The 19,827-nt window shown below is 69.4% G+C and carries 14 protein-coding genes; 5 read left to right on the top strand and 9 right to left on the bottom strand.

What is annotated here, in order from left to right; translation table 11 throughout:
- Positions 1-37: 37 nt before the first annotated feature.
- The 4 genes from ABZ893_RS01870 to ABZ893_RS01855 all read left to right on the top strand — a co-directional run bounded on the left by ABZ893_RS01870 (position 38) and on the right by ABZ893_RS01855 (position 4,904).
- Entirely contained in the window at positions 38-1,651 is a 1,614-nt protein-coding gene (locus ABZ893_RS01870) for a DUF6519 domain-containing protein (RefSeq protein ID WP_361395135.1), read from the top strand.
- Positions 1,651-2,568, top strand: coding sequence for a peptidoglycan-binding protein (locus ABZ893_RS01865; RefSeq protein ID WP_361395133.1), 918 nt, complete (start codon positions 1,651-1,653; stop codon positions 2,566-2,568). The genes ABZ893_RS01870 and ABZ893_RS01865 overlap by 1 nt, the downstream gene beginning before the upstream one ends.
- 204 nt (positions 2,569-2,772) lie before the next feature.
- Positions 2,773-3,870, top strand: coding sequence for a DegT/DnrJ/EryC1/StrS family aminotransferase (locus ABZ893_RS01860; RefSeq protein WP_361395130.1), 1,098 nt, complete (start codon positions 2,773-2,775; stop codon positions 3,868-3,870).
- Positions 3,867-4,904, top strand: a complete 1,038-nt coding sequence (locus tag ABZ893_RS01855) for a Gfo/Idh/MocA family oxidoreductase (protein ID WP_361395127.1) — start codon at positions 3,867-3,869, stop codon at positions 4,902-4,904. The genes ABZ893_RS01860 and ABZ893_RS01855 overlap by 4 nt, the downstream gene beginning before the upstream one ends.
- A gap of 1 nt (position 4,905) precedes the next feature.
- On the opposite strand, the gene ABZ893_RS01850 is transcribed toward ABZ893_RS01855, so the two are convergent.
- Positions 4,906-5,361, bottom strand: a complete 456-nt coding sequence (locus ABZ893_RS01850; protein ID WP_361395124.1) for a GtrA family protein — start codon at positions 5,359-5,361, stop codon at positions 4,906-4,908.
- A gap of 91 nt (positions 5,362-5,452) precedes the next feature.
- On the opposite strand from ABZ893_RS01850, the gene ABZ893_RS01845 reads away from it, so the two are divergent.
- Positions 5,453-6,418 (top strand): glycosyltransferase family 2 protein, encoded by a 966-nt coding sequence (locus tag ABZ893_RS01845; RefSeq protein ID WP_361395121.1) that lies wholly within the window; start codon positions 5,453-5,455, stop codon positions 6,416-6,418.
- A gap of 30 nt (positions 6,419-6,448) precedes the next feature.
- Here ABZ893_RS01845 and ABZ893_RS01840 read toward each other — a convergent pair whose 3' ends face one another.
- The 8 genes from ABZ893_RS01840 to ABZ893_RS01805 all read right to left on the bottom strand — a co-directional run bounded on the left by ABZ893_RS01840 (position 6,449) and on the right by ABZ893_RS01805 (position 19,664).
- Positions 6,449-7,033, bottom strand: a complete 585-nt coding sequence (locus ABZ893_RS01840) for an acyltransferase (RefSeq protein WP_361395118.1) — start codon at positions 7,031-7,033, stop codon at positions 6,449-6,451.
- Between the two features lie 110 nt (positions 7,034-7,143).
- On the bottom strand, positions 7,144-7,569 hold the full coding sequence (locus ABZ893_RS01835; RefSeq protein WP_361395115.1) for a hypothetical protein: 426 nt from the start codon (positions 7,567-7,569) through the stop codon (positions 7,144-7,146).
- A gap of 42 nt (positions 7,570-7,611) precedes the next feature.
- On the bottom strand, positions 7,612-9,636 hold the full coding sequence (locus tag ABZ893_RS01830) for a N,N-dimethylformamidase beta subunit family domain-containing protein (RefSeq protein WP_361395113.1): 2,025 nt from the start codon (positions 9,634-9,636) through the stop codon (positions 7,612-7,614).
- A 78-nt stretch (positions 9,637-9,714) separates the two neighbouring features.
- Complete coding sequence (locus tag ABZ893_RS01825; protein ID WP_361395111.1) at positions 9,715-11,226, bottom strand: hypothetical protein; 1,512 nt, start codon at positions 11,224-11,226, stop codon at positions 9,715-9,717.
- Between the two features lie 57 nt (positions 11,227-11,283).
- Positions 11,284-12,816 carry a hypothetical protein gene (locus tag ABZ893_RS01820; RefSeq protein WP_361395108.1) on the bottom strand — a complete coding sequence of 511 codons (1,533 nt, stop codon included), beginning with the start codon at positions 12,814-12,816 and terminating at the stop codon, positions 11,284-11,286.
- 56 nt (positions 12,817-12,872) lie between these two features.
- Complete coding sequence (locus tag ABZ893_RS01815) at positions 12,873-15,113, bottom strand: bifunctional glycosyltransferase family 2 protein/CDP-glycerol:glycerophosphate glycerophosphotransferase (RefSeq protein ID WP_361395105.1); 2,241 nt, start codon at positions 15,111-15,113, stop codon at positions 12,873-12,875.
- A 59-nt stretch (positions 15,114-15,172) separates the two neighbouring features.
- Positions 15,173-17,401 carry a CDP-glycerol glycerophosphotransferase family protein gene (locus tag ABZ893_RS01810; RefSeq protein WP_361395102.1) on the bottom strand — a complete coding sequence of 743 codons (2,229 nt, stop codon included), beginning with the start codon at positions 17,399-17,401 and terminating at the stop codon, positions 15,173-15,175.
- A gap of 22 nt (positions 17,402-17,423) precedes the next feature.
- A complete protein-coding gene (locus tag ABZ893_RS01805) occupies positions 17,424-19,664 on the bottom strand; it encodes a bifunctional glycosyltransferase family 2 protein/CDP-glycerol:glycerophosphate glycerophosphotransferase (protein ID WP_361395099.1) in 2,241 nt (746 codons plus the stop codon).
- Positions 19,665-19,827 lie beyond the last annotated feature (163 nt).

Genomic DNA, 19,827 nt, shown 5'->3' with positions numbered 1-19,827 from the left:
TGCGACCCGCACCTTTCCAACCAGGGGGACACCCTTCATGCACGCAGATATCTCCCGCGCCACGTTCCGGCCGGCGCGGCACTACTCGGCGGTCATCACCCAGCAGGGCCGGGTCCAGCTCGACGCGGACGCCAACGAGCAGGCCGCGATCCAGCTCCACCAGGCGCGCGCGACCGCCGTCGACCTGATCGGACAGCACGGCGGCCCCCTCGGCACGAGCGGTGACACGGGCTTCCGCATCGCGTACCACGGAGCCACCCCCGAGCTCGACACCCTGGACATCCACGGCGGCCACTACTACGTCGACGGCATTCTGTGCGACGCGACCCGCCCGGGGCCCGGCGACGCGGTGCCCGACGACGCCACCGCAGCCTCCGATGACGACGCCGAATCCGAGGACGGGAAGCCCGCGGCCCCGCCCGCCTTCTGGAACTACTGGGACCAGCCCGACGCCTACCGCGACAAGGAGAAGCCGGCCGACCGGCTGCCCACCGACTACCCCTTCGTCGTGTACCTCAGCGTGTTCGAGCGCGCGGTGACTGCCGCAGAGGACCCCGAGCTGCGCGAGGTCGCCCTCGGCTCGGCGATGCCCGACACCGCCGCCCGCCGCAAGGTCGTCTGGCAGGTCCTGCCGCTCGCGTACGCCAAGCTCGGCATCGAGGGCGACGTGCCGCCGCCCGACGACGTCCGCCGGGCCTTCGAGCGCTGGGCGGCGAAGGAGGCCGCCCCCAAGTCCCGCCTCGCCGCCCGCAGCGAGCGCCCCGACCACGCCGACGAGGACCCCTGCCTGGTCAAGCCGGACGCCCGCTACCGGGGCCCGGAGAACCAGCTCTACCGCGTCGAGATCCACGAGGGCGGCGAGGCCGGCAAGAACGGCCGGGCCACCTTCAAGTGGTCCCGCGAGAACGGTTCCGTGGTCTTCCCGGTCGACGAAGTGGACGGCACCTGGGTCGAGTTGGCGACCCTCGGCCAGGACGACAAGCTCGACCTGAATGTCGGCGACCACGTCGAACTCGTCGACACCGCGTACGCGTCCCGCCTGGAGCCCCTGCCGCTGCTCAGGGTCGAGGAACTGGACCTGCCGGGCCGCCGGGTGAGGCTCTCCGGCGAGCCGGACCAGCACGTCGGGCGGCGCCCCGAACTCCACCCGTACCTGCGCCGCTGGGACCACGAGGCCGGGTCCCGGCAGCGCGGCCGCACCACCCCGCTGCGCGGCGGCGCCGTCCAGATCGAGGAAGGGGCCTGGCTGCCCCTGGAGGACGGTGTCGAGGTCTACTTCGAGAAGGGCGGCACGTACCGCACCGGTGACTACTGGACCATCGCGGCCCGCACCGCCACCGGCAGCGTCGAATGGCCCGTGAACGCGGCCCGCAAGCCGCTCCTGATCCACCCGGCCGGCATCGTCCGCCACTACGCGCCGCTCGCGCTCGTCGAGGGCGAGGGCGCCCCCGTCGACCTGCGCCTCGGCTTCTCCCCGCTCGCCACCCGGGCCGTCCCGCCCGCGGACGCCGCCGCCCTCGCCGCCGAACAGCAGGCGTATGACGAGGAGTTGGCCACCGAGGGTGCGGCCCCGTCCAACAGCAGGTCGGAGACGACCGCCGCCGCCGAGGCAGCGGTGGACGACTCCGCGGCCGGAGAGGAGACCGCCTGATGGCCACGCCCCTGACCGCGTCCAAGCTCGTGCAGGTCCTGCGCGCCGAGGGCCTCACCGTCCACGAGGTACGCAACTGGCGGACCCACAACCGCAACGCGAAGGGCCCCTACGGCCCGATGCGCGGCGTGATGATCCACCACACCGCCAGCTCCGGGACGAGCGGCTCGGTCCAGCTCTGCTACGAGGGCCGGGCCGACCTGCCCGGCCCGCTGTGCCACGGCGTCATCGACAAGAAGGGCGAGGTCCACCTCGTCGGCAACGGCCGCGCCAACCACGCGGGCCTCGGTGACGGCGACGTCCTGCGCGCCGTCACCAACGAGACGACGCTGCCGCACGACAACTCCGCCGACACCGACGGCAACCGGTACTTCTACGGCTTCGAGTGCATCAACCTCGGCGACGGCAAGGACCCCTGGCCGGACGCGCAGAAGGAGGCCATCGAGAAGGTCTCCGCCGCCATCTGCCGCGCCCACGGCTGGGGTGCGCGCTCCGTGATCGGCCACAAGGAGTGGCAGCCCGGCAAGGTCGACCCGCGCGGCTTCACCATGGACGGGATGCGCAAGCGCATCGCGGACCGGCTCGCCGGCCACGGCGGGAGCAAGGGCGGCGGGGGCAGCGGCAGCACCACCCCGAAGCCCCCGCAGCAGCCCCCGAAGGCCGAGTACGAGCCGTTCCCCGGCGCCGGCTTCTTCCACGTCGGACAGAGCCACCCCATGATCACGATGATGGGGCACCGCCTGATGGCCGAGGGCTGCAGCCGCTACGAGTCGGGCCCGAGCCCCGACTGGACCGAGGCGGACCGCAAGTCCTACACGGCGTGGCAGCACAAGCTGGGCTTCAAGGGGAAGGACGCCGACGGCATCCCCGGGAAGGCCAGCTGGGATCTGCTGAAGGTGCCGAAGACACGGCGCTGAACACGCTGTTCCGTGAAGGGAGCGGGGGAGTGGGCCGTGTTCCGTAAAGGAAGCGGGGGAGTGGGCCGTCCGGACGGTTGTGCGTCCAATCGACTCATCTTACGCATACTGCGTAAGGGTTGATAAACAGTGGCAACAGAAACTCCCCGGCGCTGACCCGGGTTGAACCAGGCCGACTCCCTCGCTCTTCTACGGAGACTGCTCGTGTCTGGGTCCAACCTGTCAATTCCCGCTGCCCGGCCCGTGATCGGCGAAGCCGAGATCGAGGCGGCCGTACGTGTCCTGCGTAGCGGCCATGTCATCCAGGGGCCGGAGGTGGCCGCCTTCGAGGACGAGTTCTCGGAGCTGGTCGGCGAACGCGCCTGCGTCGCCGTCAACTCCGGCACCTCCGCCCTCCAGCTGAGCCTCATGGCACTCGGCATCGGGGCGGGCGACGAAGTCGTGGTGCCCTCCTTCTCGTTCGCGGCTACCGCCAACGCGGTACGCCTCGTCGGGGCCGAACCGGTCTTCGCCGACATCACGCCCGGCACCTACTGCCTCGACCCTGCCGCCGTGTCGGCGGTGCTCGGCCCGCGCACCGCCGCACTGATCCCCGTCCACCTGTACGGGCACCCGGCCGCCATGGACGAGCTGATGCCGCTCGCCGACCGCCACGGCCTCGCCGTGATCGAGGACGCCTGCCAGGCGCACGGCGCCGCCCTGCACGGCCGTCCCGTCGGCACATTCGGGCAGACCGGCTGCTTCAGCTTCTATCCGACGAAGAACATGCACGCCCTCGAAGGCGGCATGATCACCACCGCCGACCAGCAACTGGCCCGCACCCTGCGACTGCTCAGGAACCAGGGCATGGAACAGCGCTACGAGAACGAGATCGTCGGCGCCAACCTGCGCATGACCGACGTCGCGGCGGCCGTGGGCCGGGTGCAGCTGGAGCAGCTGCCGGCGTGGACCGAGCAGCGGCGGGCCAACGCCAAGGTGCTCGACTCCCGCATCGAGGGGCTGGCGGTGCCGCTCGTGGCCGACGGCGCCCGGCACGTCTACCACCAGTACACGGTGGCCATTCCCGACGGCCGCAGGGACGCCGTTCAGCGGGAACTGGCAGCGCAGGGCATCGGCAGTGCGGTGTACTACCCGACCCCCATCCACCGCCTCGCGCCGTTCCGCGACCCGGCCAGGCCGCCACTGCCCGAGACCGACAGTGCCGCCGCCGAAGTGCTGTCGCTGCCGGTTCACCCCACCCTCGGGATCGGCGAACTCGAGCGCATCGCCAAGGCCGTGAGCGTCGCCGGAGGTGCCCGATGAACCGGCGGACACTGCGCGCGGGCCTGGTCGGACTCGGGGCGATGGGACGCAATCACGCCCGGGTGCTCTCGTCGCTCGACGGCGTCGACCTCGTCGGCGTGATGGACCCGGCCGGAGATCCCACGGGTGCCGCCCGTGGCGCCCCGGCCGTCGCCACCCTGCCCGAACTCCTCGCGCTCGGCCTCGACTACGCGGTGGTCGCCTGCCCCACCGTGCTGCACGAGGACATCGGCCTCGCGCTCGCCGCGAACGGCGTGTGCGCGCTGATCGAGAAGCCGCTCGCCCACTCTTCGGCCGCGGCCCGGCGCTTGGTCGACGCCTTCGACGGTGCCCGTCTGATCGCCGGCGTCGGACACATCGAGCGCTTCAACCCGGCGCTGCAGAGCCTGCGTTCACGTCTGGAGGCGGGCGAACTCGGCGAGCTCTTCCAGGTGGTCACCCGGCGCCAGGGACCCTTCCCGCAGCGCATCGCGGACGTGGGCGTCGTCAAGGACCTGGCGACCCACGACATCGACCTCACCAGCTGGGTGACGGGCTGCCGCTACGCCTCCGTGGCCGCCCGCACCGTCCACAAGAGCGGCCGCCCGCACGAGGACATGGTCGCGGTCGTCGGCGAGCTGACCGACGGCACCATGGTCAGCCACCTCGTGAACTGGCTCAGCCCGCTCAAGGAGCGCTTCACGGCGGTGACCGGCGAGCGCGGCTGCTTCATCGCCGACACCCTCACCGCGGACCTCACCTTCCACGCCAACGGCGCCTTCGCCACCGAGTGGGAAGCACTGAGCGCCTTCCGGGGAGCCGCCGAGGGCGACATGATCCGGTACGCGATCCCCAAGCGCGAGCCGCTGTTCGTCGAGCATGAACGCTTCCGCGACGCCGTCGACGGCAAGTCCATGGACATCGTCACCCTCGACCAGGGGCTGAGGACGGTCGAGGTCGCCGAGGTCGTCCTGGACTCGGCACGGCGGAAGGCGTCCCTGCCGCTCCAGAACGCGCATCCCCGGAGTCTGACGGCGTTCGCCCAGCGGTCCTGAGTCAGTCCCGGACCTGCGTGGTCGTCCCGCTCTCCGCGGGGAGCGACCACGCGGGCGCCGCGGCGGGCGATCTGAAGACCCACCAGCGGAACGCGGCGTAATTCGCCACCGCGTTGACGACGGTCGACGTCGTCTTGGCGGCGACGTACGACAGGCCCAGAGCGGTCAGCCCGGTGACCGTCGCCAAGGTCGCAAGGTAATTCAGTACGACGAGCACAAGGTATTTCGCGAATGCCGGTCCGGCCATTGCGCCGTTCCGGAAGACGAACGATCTGTTGAGTCCGAAGTTGACCGTCAGCACGGTGACGAAAGCCAGTGAGGTCGCCGCGGCCAAGGGCATATGAAATACGCCGTGCAGCAGGACCAGCGTCCCGACATCGATCGCGTAGCACAGGCCTCCGACCAGGAGGAATCTTGTCGTATCGGCCGACGAGAAGCGGCAAGCGGAGTTCCACATTCCCCGAATAATTTCTGGTACCTTCCTCCGTGCTCAAGACCGTTGTCGCGGACGGGTTTCCAGGCAGAGAACCATGAGAGGGTTTTTCTTCGTGTATCAGAACATGAAAGTCGCCGTCGTGGTGCCGGCCTACAACGAGGAAAAGCTGATCGCCCGGACGATCAGCACCATGCCTGAATTCGTCGACCATATCGTGGTGATCGACGACGCCAGCACCGACGAGACGGCCTCCGAGGCCCTCGACGCCGGCGACCCGCGGATGGTGCTCATCCGGCACGGCGAGAACACCGGAGTCGGCGGAGCGGTCTGCGACGGACACCAGGAGGCCCTGCGCCTCGGGTGCGACGTCTCCGTGGTCATGGCGGGCGACGGCCAGATGGACCCGGCCTACCTGCCCGCCCTGCTCGCCCCGATCTGCGACGGGACCGCTCTCTTCACGAAGGCCAACCGCTTCTACTCCCGCGACTCCTACCAGGGAATGCCGAAGTTCCGGATTCTCGGCAACATCATTCTCTCTTTCATGACCAAACTGGCCTCCGGATACTGGCACCTGTTCGACCCTCAGAACGGTTACACCGCGATCCACAGGACAGCACTGGAACGACTGAACCTCGACACCGTGGCCAAGGACTACTCGTTCGAGAACGACCTGCTGATCAATCTGAACATCCTCCGGATTCCGGCCTGCGACGTCCCGATCCCCGCGGTCTACGGGAGCGAGGTGTCCACGATGCGGATGCACAAGGTCATTCCCGCGCTGATTTCCCAACTGGCGCGCGGCACCGGCCGGCGCGTCATCCTCAAGTACGTCATCTTCTCGTTCTCGCCGATCGCCCTGCTGCTCCTGGCGGGACTTTTCCTCATCGCCTTCGGCGGTGTGGCCAGCACCTGGGTATTGATCCACACGATCGGGCCCGCGACCGCCAGCGCGGGCAGTGTCCTGGTCGCCACCTTTCCGGTCCTCACCGGAATTCACCTTCTCATCGGCGCCCTCATGCTCGATATCCAGGAGAGTCCGGACCGCCGGGCCGCGACCGCCGGAATCGGGGGCTCCTGACCGGCGGCCGCGAGCTGGGCACGGCGGCCTTCAGGTCTCCGTGAGCACGCCGTCCTTCTCGGTGTGCAGGGCGCCGGTGCCCGGGCACTCCCACACGCCCGGTGAGCCCGGAACTTCGCGCAGCCGCTGCCCCGCACGGCCCACCCAGCCGATGTGCCGGGCCGGGACGCCCGCGACGAGGGCGAAGTCCGGCACGTCCCGCGTGACCACGGCGCCCGCGGCGACCATCGCCCAGCGGCCGACGCGGAGCGGCGCCACACAGACCGAGCGCGCGCCGAGCGACGCGCCCTCGGCGACCGTGACCCCCACGGGCTCCCAGTCGGCACGTCCCTTGGGCCGCCCTTCCGGGTCGACCGAGCGCGGGTTGTGATCGTTCGTCAGCACGACCGCGGGCCCGACGAAGACGCCGTCGCCGAGCTGTGCGGGCTCGTAGACAAGGGCGAGGTTCTGGATCTTGACCCCGTGGCCGATCCGGACACCGGGGCCGACGTAGGCGCCCCGCCCCACCACGCAGTTGTCGCCGAGCACGGCCTGCTCACGGATCTGGGCGAGCTCCCACACGGCGGTGCCGGGACCCAGGGCGGCCGACTCGTCGACCTGGGCCCCGGCTGCCATACGGACCGGAGAAACGGACACTTCGGGCACTTCACGGTTCTGCTTCATGTGCTGTGGAACGAACCAACCGGCATCTGGGTGCGGGGACTTGGTCCGTCCGGCCCGCCCTGCTACCAGCTCGACGCACCGTGGCCGCACACGGGCCCGAGGACGGCGCTTTCGGCCCCCGCCTCGTCGGACACATGGAGCGTGAAGCAGTGATGGACGGCGCCGTAGAAGTATCCGGCGACGCTCTCTCCCGCCTCCGCCGTCTCCGTGACCCTGCCGGACGCGGGCCCGCCCGTCACATCCACATACCACACCACGTAAGTCATCGGCCGGGAACCGCCGTTGGTGATGACGTACTGGAGGCCGGTCACGTCCTGGACCTCGCGTGCCGTGACGGAGATCGGGGAGCTGCCCAGTTTTCCCTCGGCAGTCGTGGGTGGTGGTTCATCCCCGGCGGGTTCCGCGACGGCGGTCGATGCGGGCAGGCCCAGCGCGACAGTCGACACCGCCGTCCCGGCCAGTACGGTGCGCCGCGAGATCTCCTTCATCTTCTCTTCTCTCCGTCGGTGCGGTCGGATCGGATCAACGAACTAGGCCACGGCCTGCGTGAACACGTTCTGCAGGAGTTTCTGGATCGCGGTGTCGGTCGGGACGCTGCCGGTGAAGGACAGGGAGCCGACCGCGAACACCCAGCCTTTGGGGCCGGTGGGCGGCATGTAGATCATTTCGGCCCCTCCGGTCTTGTTGAGCCCTTCGGCGATGAGTACGGATCCGGGCACCGTGGTCTGCCGGCGGTCGACCTCCCAGCCGCTCGCGGCGATGTCGTACGAGACGCTGCCGATGGTGTCTCCCACGCTCAGACCGGTGCCGGCGGTGAAGGGATTGCTGGTGGTGTCGCGCACCTGGTACGGGGCGAAGGACATGTACGTCGGCTGGTAGTGCGATACGCCGATGATCTGCGACTCGGACTGCCCGGCGTCCGCGTAGACGTCCCGGGTGCCGTCGGTGCGCCGGAAGATGATGGCGTTGCCGTCCGACGTGTACTGCATCCGTTCGTAGACGCCGTTGCCGCCGAGGTAGATGATGCGGCCGCCGTGGTTCTGGAAGGCCACGAGGTTGTTGCGCGCGGTGGGGCTGAAGTATTCGGGATGCGTCGTCAGGACCAGTGCCTTGTAACTCCCGCCCTGTGCCGGTGTGCGCAGCCAGTTGGTGCCCGTGGAGTGCAGGTCGGTGTCGGCGTAGCAGTCGTAGCCGATGCTCTTCGAGGTCATCCAGCGGAACAACTGCACGTCGCTGTAGAGCAGATGGTCGATGATGCCGGGCGTCGACAGGTAGGAGTTGTCCCACGAGGTGCCCATGTTGGGGCGTTGCATGGTGACGGTGCGCCGGGCACCGGACTGGCCGGTCGTGTACTGGTTGTGCCCGCCCCAGTAGTTGTAGGCGTTGTAGGTGTTGGTGGGCACCAGGACGGCGATCTTCTGCTGTGGCGAGGTGGGTCGCACCACGAACATCACGTTGTGTTCTTTGCCCTGGGGCGATTTCAGCTGCGAGGCGTAGACGCCCGTCGGCCAGCTGGTCCCCGTCCCCACAGGCACGGAATAGGACTCGCTCCACCCGCAGCCCGCGCTGTGGTACCCGCTCTGCAGCAGCTGGAACTGCCCGGTCCGTGTGGTGGGCCGGGTGACCACGACGGGTGCGCCCGTGGTGGGGGCGAGGCGCAGGGTGGAGGACGTGTACGTGGGGAAGGTCGTGGACACATGGATGCCGACGCTCGTGCCCTGCCGGACGGACAGCGTGGTCGCATATCCCTGAAGTGCCGCGGATTGCTCACGGGTGAAACCCGTGCCGACCACGGAACCGGACCCGCTCGCCCATTTGACGCCGCTGGTGTTCACCGTCTCGGAGTTGAGCAGGCGGTACCACTGGAGGTTCTTGTCGGGGCCCGGAGGGTTCGCGGTGTTCGTCTGGATCTTGTAGACGGCACCGGAACCGTTGGAGAAAAGACCCCGCTCGAACGGACCCAGAATGGTCGTGTCGACAGGGGCACCGCCATTAGCCCACTTGAAGGTTCCATCCGTCCCGAGATAACGGAACCAGCTGAGGGAGCTGCCGTGCCGGGTTCCGAAAATGACCCCGTTCGGGTCGGCGAAGAGCTGGGTGTAGGGCTGCCATTGCGTGCCGATCCTGGCACCCGAATTCGCCGCCCAGCCGAAAGAGCCGTTGGTGCCGGTGTATTTGTACCAGCGCAGGTCTCCGTTGCCGTCCTGCGCGTAGAGGACGTTGTTCCACCCGCCGATCACGCGGGGGAAGTTCCACTGGGTACCGATGCGGGTGCCGCTCGCCGCGTGCCAGCTGCCGGCGCCTGTGTTGAGGTCCGAGAGGATGTACCGGTACCAGAGAAGATCACCGTTGGGCAGGATCGCGAAGATCTGACCGTCGGCCGCGGCCAGGACGGTACGGAATTTCTGCCAGCCGGTCCCGATGAGCCGAGGGGAGCCGGAGTTCGCCCAGGACGCGGGGGTTCCGGTGGTCCAGTTGACATGCCGATACCAATACAGATTTCCGTCGGCCTGAATCGTATAAATAATTCCGTTGCCGCCGGGCACCAAGCTCAAGAACCGTTGTTGAGGGTCGTAGGCCATATCTCTTGGTGCCCTTCTGGATGATCTGTCGTGGGCTCGGATGATTCTGCGTCACTTGTCCGGGCGCAAGAATCGACACGCGGGCGCGGTCCTGAGCGCGGGAATCAGCGAAAGGCAGAGAATACCGATGAACATGGGCGCTGCCATATAGCGAAAACACGGCGCCGGATTGGCGGCGAGCACGGTGAGCTGTACGCCGAGGGAGACGCCCGCGAGGGCGAGCAGGGAACGGCAACGACGGTTCCGGGCGAGCAGGGCCACGAGCGCGTAGGTGGCGTAACACCAGGTCGCGCCGCGCCACAGGAGCCACTCCAGCTGCGGGACACGGAAGGCCTCACGGCTGAACGTGGCGGCCTGGTGGAGGGAGTCGGACAGCGGTCTGGCCTTGAGCAGCGGCCGGTACGGGTTGCCCGCGATCGGCTGGTAACCCCACAGGTCGGCGGGGATCGCCGAGTTGTACGTCCATGTCCTCGCGTTCTTGTCCGCCGGCCCGGGGAAGACGGCCCAGGCGATGTGGGCCCGGCACAGGCGGGACCCGAGGATCTGCTGCGGCGACTCGCGCAGGGTGCGCCACCACAACTCCACGAGCGGCTTGGAGAGTTGGCTGGCCGCAGTGCGGTTGAGCTTCGCGTTGTAGGTGAGGACGTCGGCCTCGTAGCAGTTGTTGCCGGCCTCGCGCCACGTCGCCAAAGGTGCCACCTTGGCCATCAGCCGCAGATCGTCCGGGGTGAAGAGGCCGGGTGCGCGCGCGTACGTCACCGAGATGTCGGCGTAGTGCAGGTTGTAGAGGAACGCCCTGCTCGGCAGCTGGATCCCGGCCGCCGGGTAGACGACGAGTGTGAGCAGCAGGGTCAGGGCCGTGGTGCCCGTCGCGAGACCGGCGATCAGCAGCCGGGCCCCGGGCAGCGCCAGGAGAAGGGCCAGCGACGCGACCAGGGCCATGGGGAAGCCGTTGTTGCGGAAGAGGGCGATGCCCAGCAGCCCGGTGCACAGCAGCACGAGTTCCGAGCGCTGTGGACGGCCGTTCCATGTGCCGTGCGCACGTCTGCCCAACAGCCGTACAGCCACGGCGAACACGAGCACCGCGCACACCGTGAACGGCACGTCCTTCCACACGAAGACGACGAAGGACCCGAGCGGTGGAGTCGCCGCGCAGGCCACCGCGGCCGGTGCGCTCCACCTCCCGCGCACACCTAGGGTGCGCAGGCTCGCACACGTGTAGGCGAGCACCGCGGACATCGCGACGGTCTGCAGCAGCGTCAGGGCGGAGAAGTCGCCCGTGACGTTGAGCGACAGCCAGACCAGCGAGTTGTAGAGCACCGAGTGGTCCGCGCGCCAGTGGCCGGTCGTGACCTGCCACGTGTACACCACCGAGTCCATCGTCATCAGGCCCGGATAGAAGGCCGCCCACCACAGCAGATAGCAGCTCTGGCACGCGAGGAAGACGGCCAGCGGCAGCCGCAGGCCCGGTGGTACGCGCGCCTGGAGGGCCCGTGCCTTCGAGGCCGCCGTCTCACGGGGTCCACCGGTCGGGACCGTGGCAGGGGGCTGGGCGTATGACACGGCTTGAGATCTCCTGGGCGTATCGGAAAGCGGTGGGGACCGGCAGACGAGCGACAACTACGGCGCGTACTCCACGTGCTCCGGCGGCGTGGTGGCCGGTGTGGCCCGTGCCGCCGGGGACGGGATGACGGCACCCGCCCCACCGCGCAGCGCGGGGATCAGCGACAGACAGAGCACGCCGATGAACATCGGAGGAGCCATGTAGCGGAAGCACGGCGACGGAGTCGCGACCAGAACGGTGAGTTGGGTGCCGAACGTGACGCCCGCCAGCGCGAACAGCGGGCGGCAGCGGCGCGACCGGGCGAACCGGGTGACGAGTACGTAGGTCGCGTAGGCCCAGATCGCGCCGCGCCACAGGAGCCACTCCAGCTGGTGGACGTGGGCGGCGGCGTACGCGAACGCCCCGACGCGGTGGAGGGTCGCCGACAGGGGCCGGGGCTTGGCCGCCTTGTTGTACGGGCTCGACTTCATCTCCGGGTGCCACTTGTAGAACGACGGGTCGACCCGGTTCAGCTCGTTGTACGTCATGCCCCCCTGATCGCGGGGCCCGGGAAAGACGGCCCACGCGATGTGGCCCCGGCACAGGCGCGCGCCGAGCACGTTCTGGGGGGCCTTGCGCAGGGTGCGCCACCACAACTGGACGAGGGAATCGTTGAGTTGGTCGGTGACCCGGCTCTTGACCTTGCGGTACAGCGGGTCGGAGGCGAAGCACGAGGTGCCCGTCGTGCGCCAGTCCGAGAGCGGTGCCGCCTTCGCCATCACCCGTAGGTCGCCCTTGGTGAACAGCTCCGGCCTCTGCGCGTAGGTCACCGACAGGTCGGCGTAGTGGAGGTTGTAGACGAGGGCCTTTGGAGGCTTCTGGATGCCGACCGCCCCATACACCACGAACATCAGGGCCAGGGTCACGGTCGTGGTGACGATGACCAGGGCGGCGATCACGCGCCGCGCACCCGGCAGCACCACCAGAAGGCACAGCGCGGCGATCACGGCGACGGGGAAGCCGTTGTTACGGAAGAGGCTGACGCCGAGGAAGCCGGCGCACAGCAGGGCGAGTTCGGAGCGGGGCAGACGCCCGTTCCAGGTTCCGCGCAACCGCCTGCCCACCCGCCGCACGGTGACCGCGAACACCAGCACCGCACAGATCGTGAACGGCACGTCCTTCGCCACGTACACGGTGAACGGAGCGAGCGACGGGGTCAGCGCGCACACCAGCGCGGCCGGTGCGCTCCATCGCCCGCGCACACCGAGGGTGCGCAGACTCGTGCACGTGTAGGCGAGGACGGCGGACATCGCGACTGTCTGACACAACGTCAGTGCAGCAAAGCCGCCAGTGGTGTTGAGGCTCAGCCAGAGCAGTGAGTTGTAGAGGACCGAGTGGTTGGACATCCAGTGGTCGGTGGTGACCTGCCAGGTGTAGGTGATCGCGTCGTAGTCGATCATCCCCGGGTAGAAGGCCGCCCACCAGAGCAGGTAACAGGCCTGGCAGGAAAGGAAGACGGCCAGCGGCAACCGCAGGGGCGGCGGTACGCGCGACCACAGGGACCGGACGTGCAGGGCCACGGCCCGGGAACCGTGCGGGGCGTCTGACATGGGGGAGCTCTCCTGGGTGTTCGGACCGGAATCCCGGGTTTGAGGCGTACGCACGGTCAGCGGGTGCCGTCCGGAAGCGCGGAGTGCGCGTCCCCGAGCAGCTGCCGCGCGTCCTGCTGCGGAATGACCGACGCGGGGTACTCCCGGCCGAGCATGACCATGGACACCACCCGTGCCGCCGCGTGCCCGTCGTCGTACACACAGAACCGTCGCCGGAAGTCGGCCCGCAGAGCCGCCGAGCGCGCGTCCTGCCACGCCCCGGAGGCGAACAGCTCCGTCAACTCCTCGGTGCTGCTCGTGACATGACCCGGCGGCTCGGCCAGTACGTCGAAGTAGACGCCGCGCGCCGCCCGGTAGGCCGCCCAGTCGTCGCCGTGGACGATGATCGGGCGGTCCGTGGTGGCGTAGTCGAACATCAGGGACGAGTAGTCGGTCACCAGGGCGTCGGAGACGAGCATCATGTCCATGGCCGAGGGCTCGTCGGTGACGTCGAGGAGCAGCCCCCGCCGCTGGAGGTCACGCAGCTCCAGGCCGCGGAATGCGGCCTGCGCGTCCCTCGGGTGCAGCCGCACGAGCAGCGTGACGCCCGGCCCGAGCCCGCGCGCGAGCTGTTCCAGGTCGATCCGTGGGACGTAGGACTTGCGGTGGTCGCGCCGGGTCGGGGCGTAGAGCACCACGGTGTTGCCGTCCGGGACACCGAGCCTTCTGCGCAGCGAGACCGTCCGCATCCGGTCGCCCTTCACCAGCACGTCGTTGCGCGGGGCGCCGGTCGGCAGCGAGGTGAAGTGACATGGATAGGCGCGGTCCCAGATCTGCTGCGCGTACGGGCTGGAGACCAGGCTGAAGTCCCAGCGGTCCGAACGCCTCAGCTGTGCACGGAGGTTGACGCCGTGCTTGGCGGCCGGACGGCTGAGCAGATCGACGCCCATGTGCCCGAGGGGCGTGCCCTCGTGGGTGTGGACATGGACCTGCCCCGGGCGCTTCACCAGGTTGAGAGTCCAGTCGACGTTGTTGACGAAGTACGTGGCCCGGCTCGTCACCCGGTGGTAGCGCGGGCTGTCCGGGGTGACGTAGTCGATGCCGCTGGGCAGCTGGTCCACGGCTTCCGGCCGGACCACCCACACCGCGTCGATGTGCGGGGCCACCAGCCGGGCCGCGTCATAGATGGCCGCCGGGTCGCCGAGAAAACCGCGGTGCCAGTTGGCCGAGTACACGGCGAGGTTCGGATCGAGCCGGCGCAGGCGCTCGGCCCCGGCATACACGCGCTTGACCTGCCCGGCGGCCACCTTGCCCAGCACGCGCTTCTTGCGCACGGACACGCGGCCGAGGCGTTCGGCCAGCGCGTATGCCTGGAACACGGGGTACGGGGAGCCCATCAGACGCCACTGCGCGCGGTAGGCGTCGTCCGGCGCCGTGAAACTGTCCGGCTTGTGGCGCCGGTAGAAGTCCACCGTCTCCCGGTAGAAGGCGGACCGGTCCTCGGGCAGCACGCGCTCGGTGAGAGGCATCGTCGCCAGGAAGTGGTTGATCATCCGCTCGAACAGGAGCGGCCTCGACTCGCGCAGCTCCGGGTGCTCGTCGAGAAACGCGAACAGCCCCGCGTACTGCGCGAAGATGTCGAAGTGCTTGCGTCCCGGTGTGCGGGTGATCGCACCACGCCTGCGCTGCAGATACTCGACACACACCCGGTCGAGGCACGCGATGCGGCGGGCGGACAGCAGCGCCTGGTAGGTGATCGGGGCGTCCTCGTACAGGCCCGGCTGGTACGTGAATCCGTGGCCGGTGAAGAAGTCGCGGCGGTACGCCTTGTTCCACGCCACCAGGAACAGGTGCAGATACTGGGGACTGCTCTTGATGTCGAAGGTGTCCGTGCCTGCGGAGGCGAGCAGGTCCGCCGTCATGCTCCGGCCGCCACGGCCCCACCAGTGTGTGCGCACATGGTCGAACACGAGGATGTCCGGGTCGTCGGTGACGGTGAGACGCTCGTCGATCGCCCGCAGCGTCCCGGGCGTGTAGCGGTCGTCGCTGTCGAGGAAGAGCAGATAGTCACCCGTCGCGTGCGTGACGCCCGCGTTGCGTGCCCGGCCGAGACCGACGTTTTCCGGCAGGTGCACCGCCCTGACCCGGCTGTCGCGCGCCGCGTACTCGTCGAGGATCGCGCCGCAGTGGTCGGGGGAGCAGTCGTCGACCGCGATGACCTCGACGTCGGTACAGGACTGGGTCAGGACCGAGTCGAGGCATTCACGCAGGTAGCCCTGGACCCGGTAGACGGGGACGATGACGCTGAAACGAGGCACGGGCTCTTCCGTTGTCGTAGGGGACGTTGAGGTAGGGGACGTTGACGTGGGGGACGGGGTCAGTCGTGCAGGGCGCGGACGGCGGCCGGGGCCGGGGCGCGCTCGGCCAGCGGAACGACCGGCGGCAGGGCCCCGGCCGGCTCGCCGAGCAGCACCCGGCGCACGACCCGCTCGGCGGCCAGCCCGTCGTCGAACTCGCAGAACCGCCGGCGGAACGCGTGACGCAGCCGGGCCGATGTCCTGCCCTGCCACTCACCGCTGCGGAAGATCCGCGCCAGGTCCTCCTGCGTACGGGCCACGGGACCCGGCGGTGTGGCGAGCAGGTCGAAGTACACGCCGCGTGTCTCCCGGTAGATGTCCCAGTCGTCGGCGTACACGACGACCGGGCGGTCCAGGTTGGCGTAGTCGAACATCACCGACGAGTAGTCCGTGATCAGGGCGTCCGAGGCGAGGCACACCTCCTCGGGTGAGAGGTGCTCCGTCACGTCGATCAGCGCACCCGACCGCAGCATCCCTTCGAGGCCCGCCGACCCCTCGTAGGAGTGGTGGGCCCGCAGCAGCACGACGAACTCGTCGCCGAGCGCCCGGCAGAACGCGGCGAGGTCGAGCTGGGGGAGGAAGTCCGTGCGGTAGTCGCGGTGGGTCGGCGCGTACAGCACGGCGATCCGGTCCTCGGGGACGCCGAGGCGGCGCCGGATCGCGGCGACGTCCTCGCCCGTCGACGTGTAGAACGCGTCGTTGCGCGGATAACCGACGTCCAGACTCTCGTACGTCCCCGGGTAGGCCCGGTCCCAGACCTCGGTGGAGTGGTGGTTGGAGGAGATGTTGAAGTCCCAGCGGTCCACGCGCTGCAACAGCTTGCCGAGCGGACCGGTCGCGGCGGCCGCCGCCGGGTACTCCACCAGGTCCACACCCATGCGCTTGAGCGGTGTGCCGTGCTGGGTCTGCACATGGATCGTGCCGGGGCGCTTCTTCACCGCCATCTCGAAGTTGACGTTGTTGAAGGTGTACTTGGCGGTGGCCATGACCTGCCAGTAGCGGGCGCTGCCGATCACCACGCTCTCCACGTCGTCGGGCATCGGCCCCGTATGGCCCTCGGCCACCAGGAACACGGACTTGATGTGCGGGGCCAGGCGCCGCGCCGCCGCGTGGATGGCGGCGGGATTGCAGGTGTAGCCGCGGCCCCAGTACGAGGAGTAGACGGCCAGGTTCTCGTCGACCGGCCGCCTGAGATACGCCCGGTACGGGTTGCCGCTCCGCTTCCGCAGCCACCTGAGGCACCGTCCGACGAACCGGGCCACCCTGCCCGCCCGGGCCTTCGTGCCGCGCAGCGCGCTGAACGCCGCGTAGGAGCCGGAGGCCAGCACCGCGTGCTGGAGCCCCACGCTGCCGCCCGGCCGTCGGCTGTCCGCAGGGCGGTGCACGCGGTAGAGCCGGGTGGCCCGCCGGAAGAAATGCCGCCGCGCCGCCCGGCTGGGCAGTCGCCCCGGGGTCGCCGCCGTCTTGAGCACTCCGCCCACCAGCTGGTCGAAGACCCTGCCGAGCAGAGCCGGGTCCGGCTTCAGCTCGCCGGCCCGGCGCATCACCAGGTCGAACTGGTCGAGCAGGTCCATGTGGTGGAGCCCCGGCAGGTGGTTCCGGCTGCCCTGGCGGCGCACCATGTGGCGTACGCAGATCCGGTCGAGCACCGCGATCCGCTCGGCCTGGAGAGTGGTGACCACGCTCCACACCGTGTCGGTGAACATGCCTGGTACGAAGGTGAGTTGGCGCCGGGTCACGAAGTCGCGCCGATAGGCCGCGCTCCACGCGGGCACCCAGACGTCGGGCAGCGCGGGGTGCTGATCCACCGAGAAGGTCCCCGCCGGGGCGTCCTCCCACAGCCTGCCGAGCGTCGGTCCCGTGCCGCCGCTGAACCAGTGCACCCGCTCGTGGTCGAAGAGCAGCAGATCGGGCTCGCCGGACTCCGCGAGCCGCGCGTCGAGGATTCCCAGCGCCCCGGGCACCAGCGTGTCGTCGCCGTCGAGGAAGAGCAGGAACTCGCCCCCGGCGACCGCCGTCCCGGCGTTCCGCGCGCCCGGCAGTCCGTCGCCCGCCGGCGAGTGCGCCACCCTGACCCGTGGATCGCGCTCCGCGCGAGACGCCACGATCGACGCGCACAGCCCGTCCGGGTCGCCGACGACGGCGATCAGCTCGAAGTCGGCGAAGGCCTGGCCGAGCACCGAGTCCAGACAGTCGGGCAGCCGACCCGGACCGTCGTGGGCCGGAACGACAACACTGAAGCGGGGCAACACACTCTCCTTTGACGGGTGTTCAGACGGCGCTCGTGGGCAGCGTCACGCTCGATTCCGGTTCATGCCGCGGCGGCGCGGCCGCCGGCCGCCTCTCCTCCAACGGCACCGCACGCGGCCGCACCGCCGGCTCCCCGAGGAGGACGTGCCGTACGACCCGCTCGGCGGCGCCCCCGTCGTCGTGCGGGCAGAAGCGCTCGCGGAACGCGGCCCGCAGCCGGGCGGAGCGCGGCCCGTGCCACTCCCCGGTGGCGAAGATGTCGATGAGTTCGTTCTCGCCGGTGGCGACGGCGCCGGGCGGGAAGTCCCGGACGTCGAAGTAGGTGCCGCGGGTCGCCTCGTAGGCCTCCCGGTCGTCCGCGTACACGACGATCGGGCGGTCCAGGTTGGCGTAGTCGAACATCAGCGAGGAGTAGTCCGTGACCAGGACGTCGCTGGCCAGGCAGAGGGATTCGACGCTGGGGTGGTCCGAGACGTCCACGAGGCGGGACGAGTCCGCGCCCACCGGCACGGCCGAAGACAGGTGGTGGGCGCGGGTGAGCACCATGAAGCCGGGACCGAGTGCGCGGAGCATCCGTTCCAGGTCGACGGCGTGGCGCTGGTCGCGGTGGTAGTCCCGGTGCGTGGGGGCGTACAGGATCGCGACCGAGTCCCGGGGGATGCCCAGGGACTCACGCAGCCGGGCCACGTCCTTGGCGGTCGCGCTCTGATAGACGTCGTTGCGCGGATAGCCGTACTCGAGCGTGGTGTAGCCGGCGGGGTAGACCCGTTCCCAGACGAGGGTGGAGTGGCGGTTCGCCGACAGGACGTAGTCCCACTTGTCGCAGTTGGCGAGCATTCGCCGGACGTCGGTGTCGCCCACGGCGGACGGCCGGTGGACGAGGTCGAGTCCCATGCGCTTGAGCGGGGTGCCGTGCTGGGTCTGGAGGAACACCTGGCCCCGGCCTTTGACGAGCCGGCGGTCGAAGTTGACGTTGTTGACGAGGTACTTGGAGCGGGCCAGGGCCGTCCAGTACGCGGCTGTACCGGGGGTGAGGCGGCGGGTGCCCGGCGGGACCGTGTGGTGGTGCGCGGGGTCGGCGATCCAGGCGGTGCGGATGTGCGGCGCGAGTTCGCGGACCTTCGCCTCGACGGCCGCCGGGTTGCAGCCGTAGCCACGGCCCCAGTAGGCGGAGAACACGGCGTCGTGCTCGCGCAGCGGAAGGAGCCGCTGCACGCGGTAGTGGAGCTGGAGCATGGCCGCCCTGACCGCACGATGGGTGGCCGAGGCGGCGCGGTGGACGCGTCGTTGCAGGGCCCGCGCCGAGTGCAGGGCCCGGTAGCTGCGGTGCGCGCCCAGCCGTACGAGTCCGTGCCGGACTCGGGTGCGGATACGGGGAGTCGCGCCCGGGCAGTGGTAGCGGCGGCAGTAGGTCCGGGCCCGGCGCAGGAACGCCGCGCGGCTGCGACGCGGCAGCCGGTCGGGCGCCGTGAACACCGTGCTGAAGTGGTCGATCATCCGGCGGAACACGAGGGGCCGCCAGCGTGCCGTTTCGGGGTGCGCGGTCAAGTAGGCGAAGACCCGGTCGTACTGACCGAAGATCTCGAAATGCCGCTGCCCCGGGGAGCAGGTGATCGCGCCTTTTCTGCGCTGGCGGTATCGCACGCAGACCCGGTCGAGCACCGCGATCGACTCGGCGGTCACCAGTACCGGATAGGTCCAGGAGACGTCCTCGTAGTAACCGGGAGCGAAAGTGAAGCCGGCCCGCTCCAGGAACTCACGTCGATATGCCTTGTTCCAGACGACGTGCAGCACCCTCAGCAGGCCCGGCCTGTCGTCGAGGCTGAATGACGCGGGCCCCCTCTCGGCGAGGTGGGCCGTGACGGGATTGGGGGCGGTGTCACCGGTCCAGTACGACCGTACGTAGTCGTAGACCAGGACATCGGGGCCGCCGGTGTTCTTGAGCCGGTCCGAGATGGCGCGCAGCGCGTCGGGGGCCAGGGAATCGTCGCTGTCCAGGAAGATCACATAATCGCCGGTGGCGCGTTCGAGACCGGCGTTACGGGCCCGGCCCAGACCGACGTTCTCCGCCAGATGCACGACGCGCACCCGCGGGTCACGGGCCGCGAACTCGTCGACGATCGTTCCACTGGCATCCGGGGAACAGTCGTCGACCGCGATCAGCTCGAAATCCGTGAACGGCTGTTCCAGGACGGATTCCAGGCATTCGTGAAGATATGCCTGCACCTCATAGACGGGGATGATCACACTGAACCGTGGCAATGCATTTCCATGGGTCGTCAGCGGGGTATTGCATGAAAACGGCCCATGGAGTGAAGGGGTTACGGAGGATGCGGCGTACGGGGGACCCTCGGATGCGCGCGGCTGACGATTCCGTGGCAAGGGCCCATTTCTGACGGTACGACCATTCGGAATTGTCGTACGG

The organism is Streptomyces sp. NPDC046821 (assembly GCF_040645335.1).
GTDB lineage: Bacteria > Actinomycetota > Actinomycetes > Streptomycetales > Streptomycetaceae > Streptomyces.
Note: the sequence above shows the minus strand (reverse complement) of the source record. Positions and strands in the feature narration are given on the sequence as shown.

Bases quoted from the DNA above. Each gene is read 5' to 3' on its own strand.
- ABZ893_RS01835 (WP_361395115.1), bottom strand. From the start codon at position 7,569: ATGAAGGAGATCTCGCGGCGCACCGTACTGGCCGGGACGGCGGTGTCG.
- ABZ893_RS01820 (WP_361395108.1), bottom strand. From the start codon at position 12,816: ATGTCAGACGCCCCGCACGGTTCCCGGGCCGTGGCCCTGCACGTCCGG.
- ABZ893_RS01850 (WP_361395124.1), bottom strand. From the start codon at position 5,361: ATGTGGAACTCCGCTTGCCGCTTCTCGTCGGCCGATACGACAAGATTC.
- ABZ893_RS01870 (WP_361395135.1), top strand. From the start codon at position 38: ATGCACGCAGATATCTCCCGCGCCACGTTCCGGCCGGCGCGGCACTAC.
- ABZ893_RS01865 (WP_361395133.1), top strand. From the start codon at position 1,651: ATGGCCACGCCCCTGACCGCGTCCAAGCTCGTGCAGGTCCTGCGCGCC.
- ABZ893_RS01840 (WP_361395118.1), bottom strand. From the start codon at position 7,033: ATGGCAGCCGGGGCCCAGGTCGACGAGTCGGCCGCCCTGGGTCCCGGC.
- ABZ893_RS01855 (WP_361395127.1), top strand. From the start codon at position 3,867: ATGAACCGGCGGACACTGCGCGCGGGCCTGGTCGGACTCGGGGCGATG.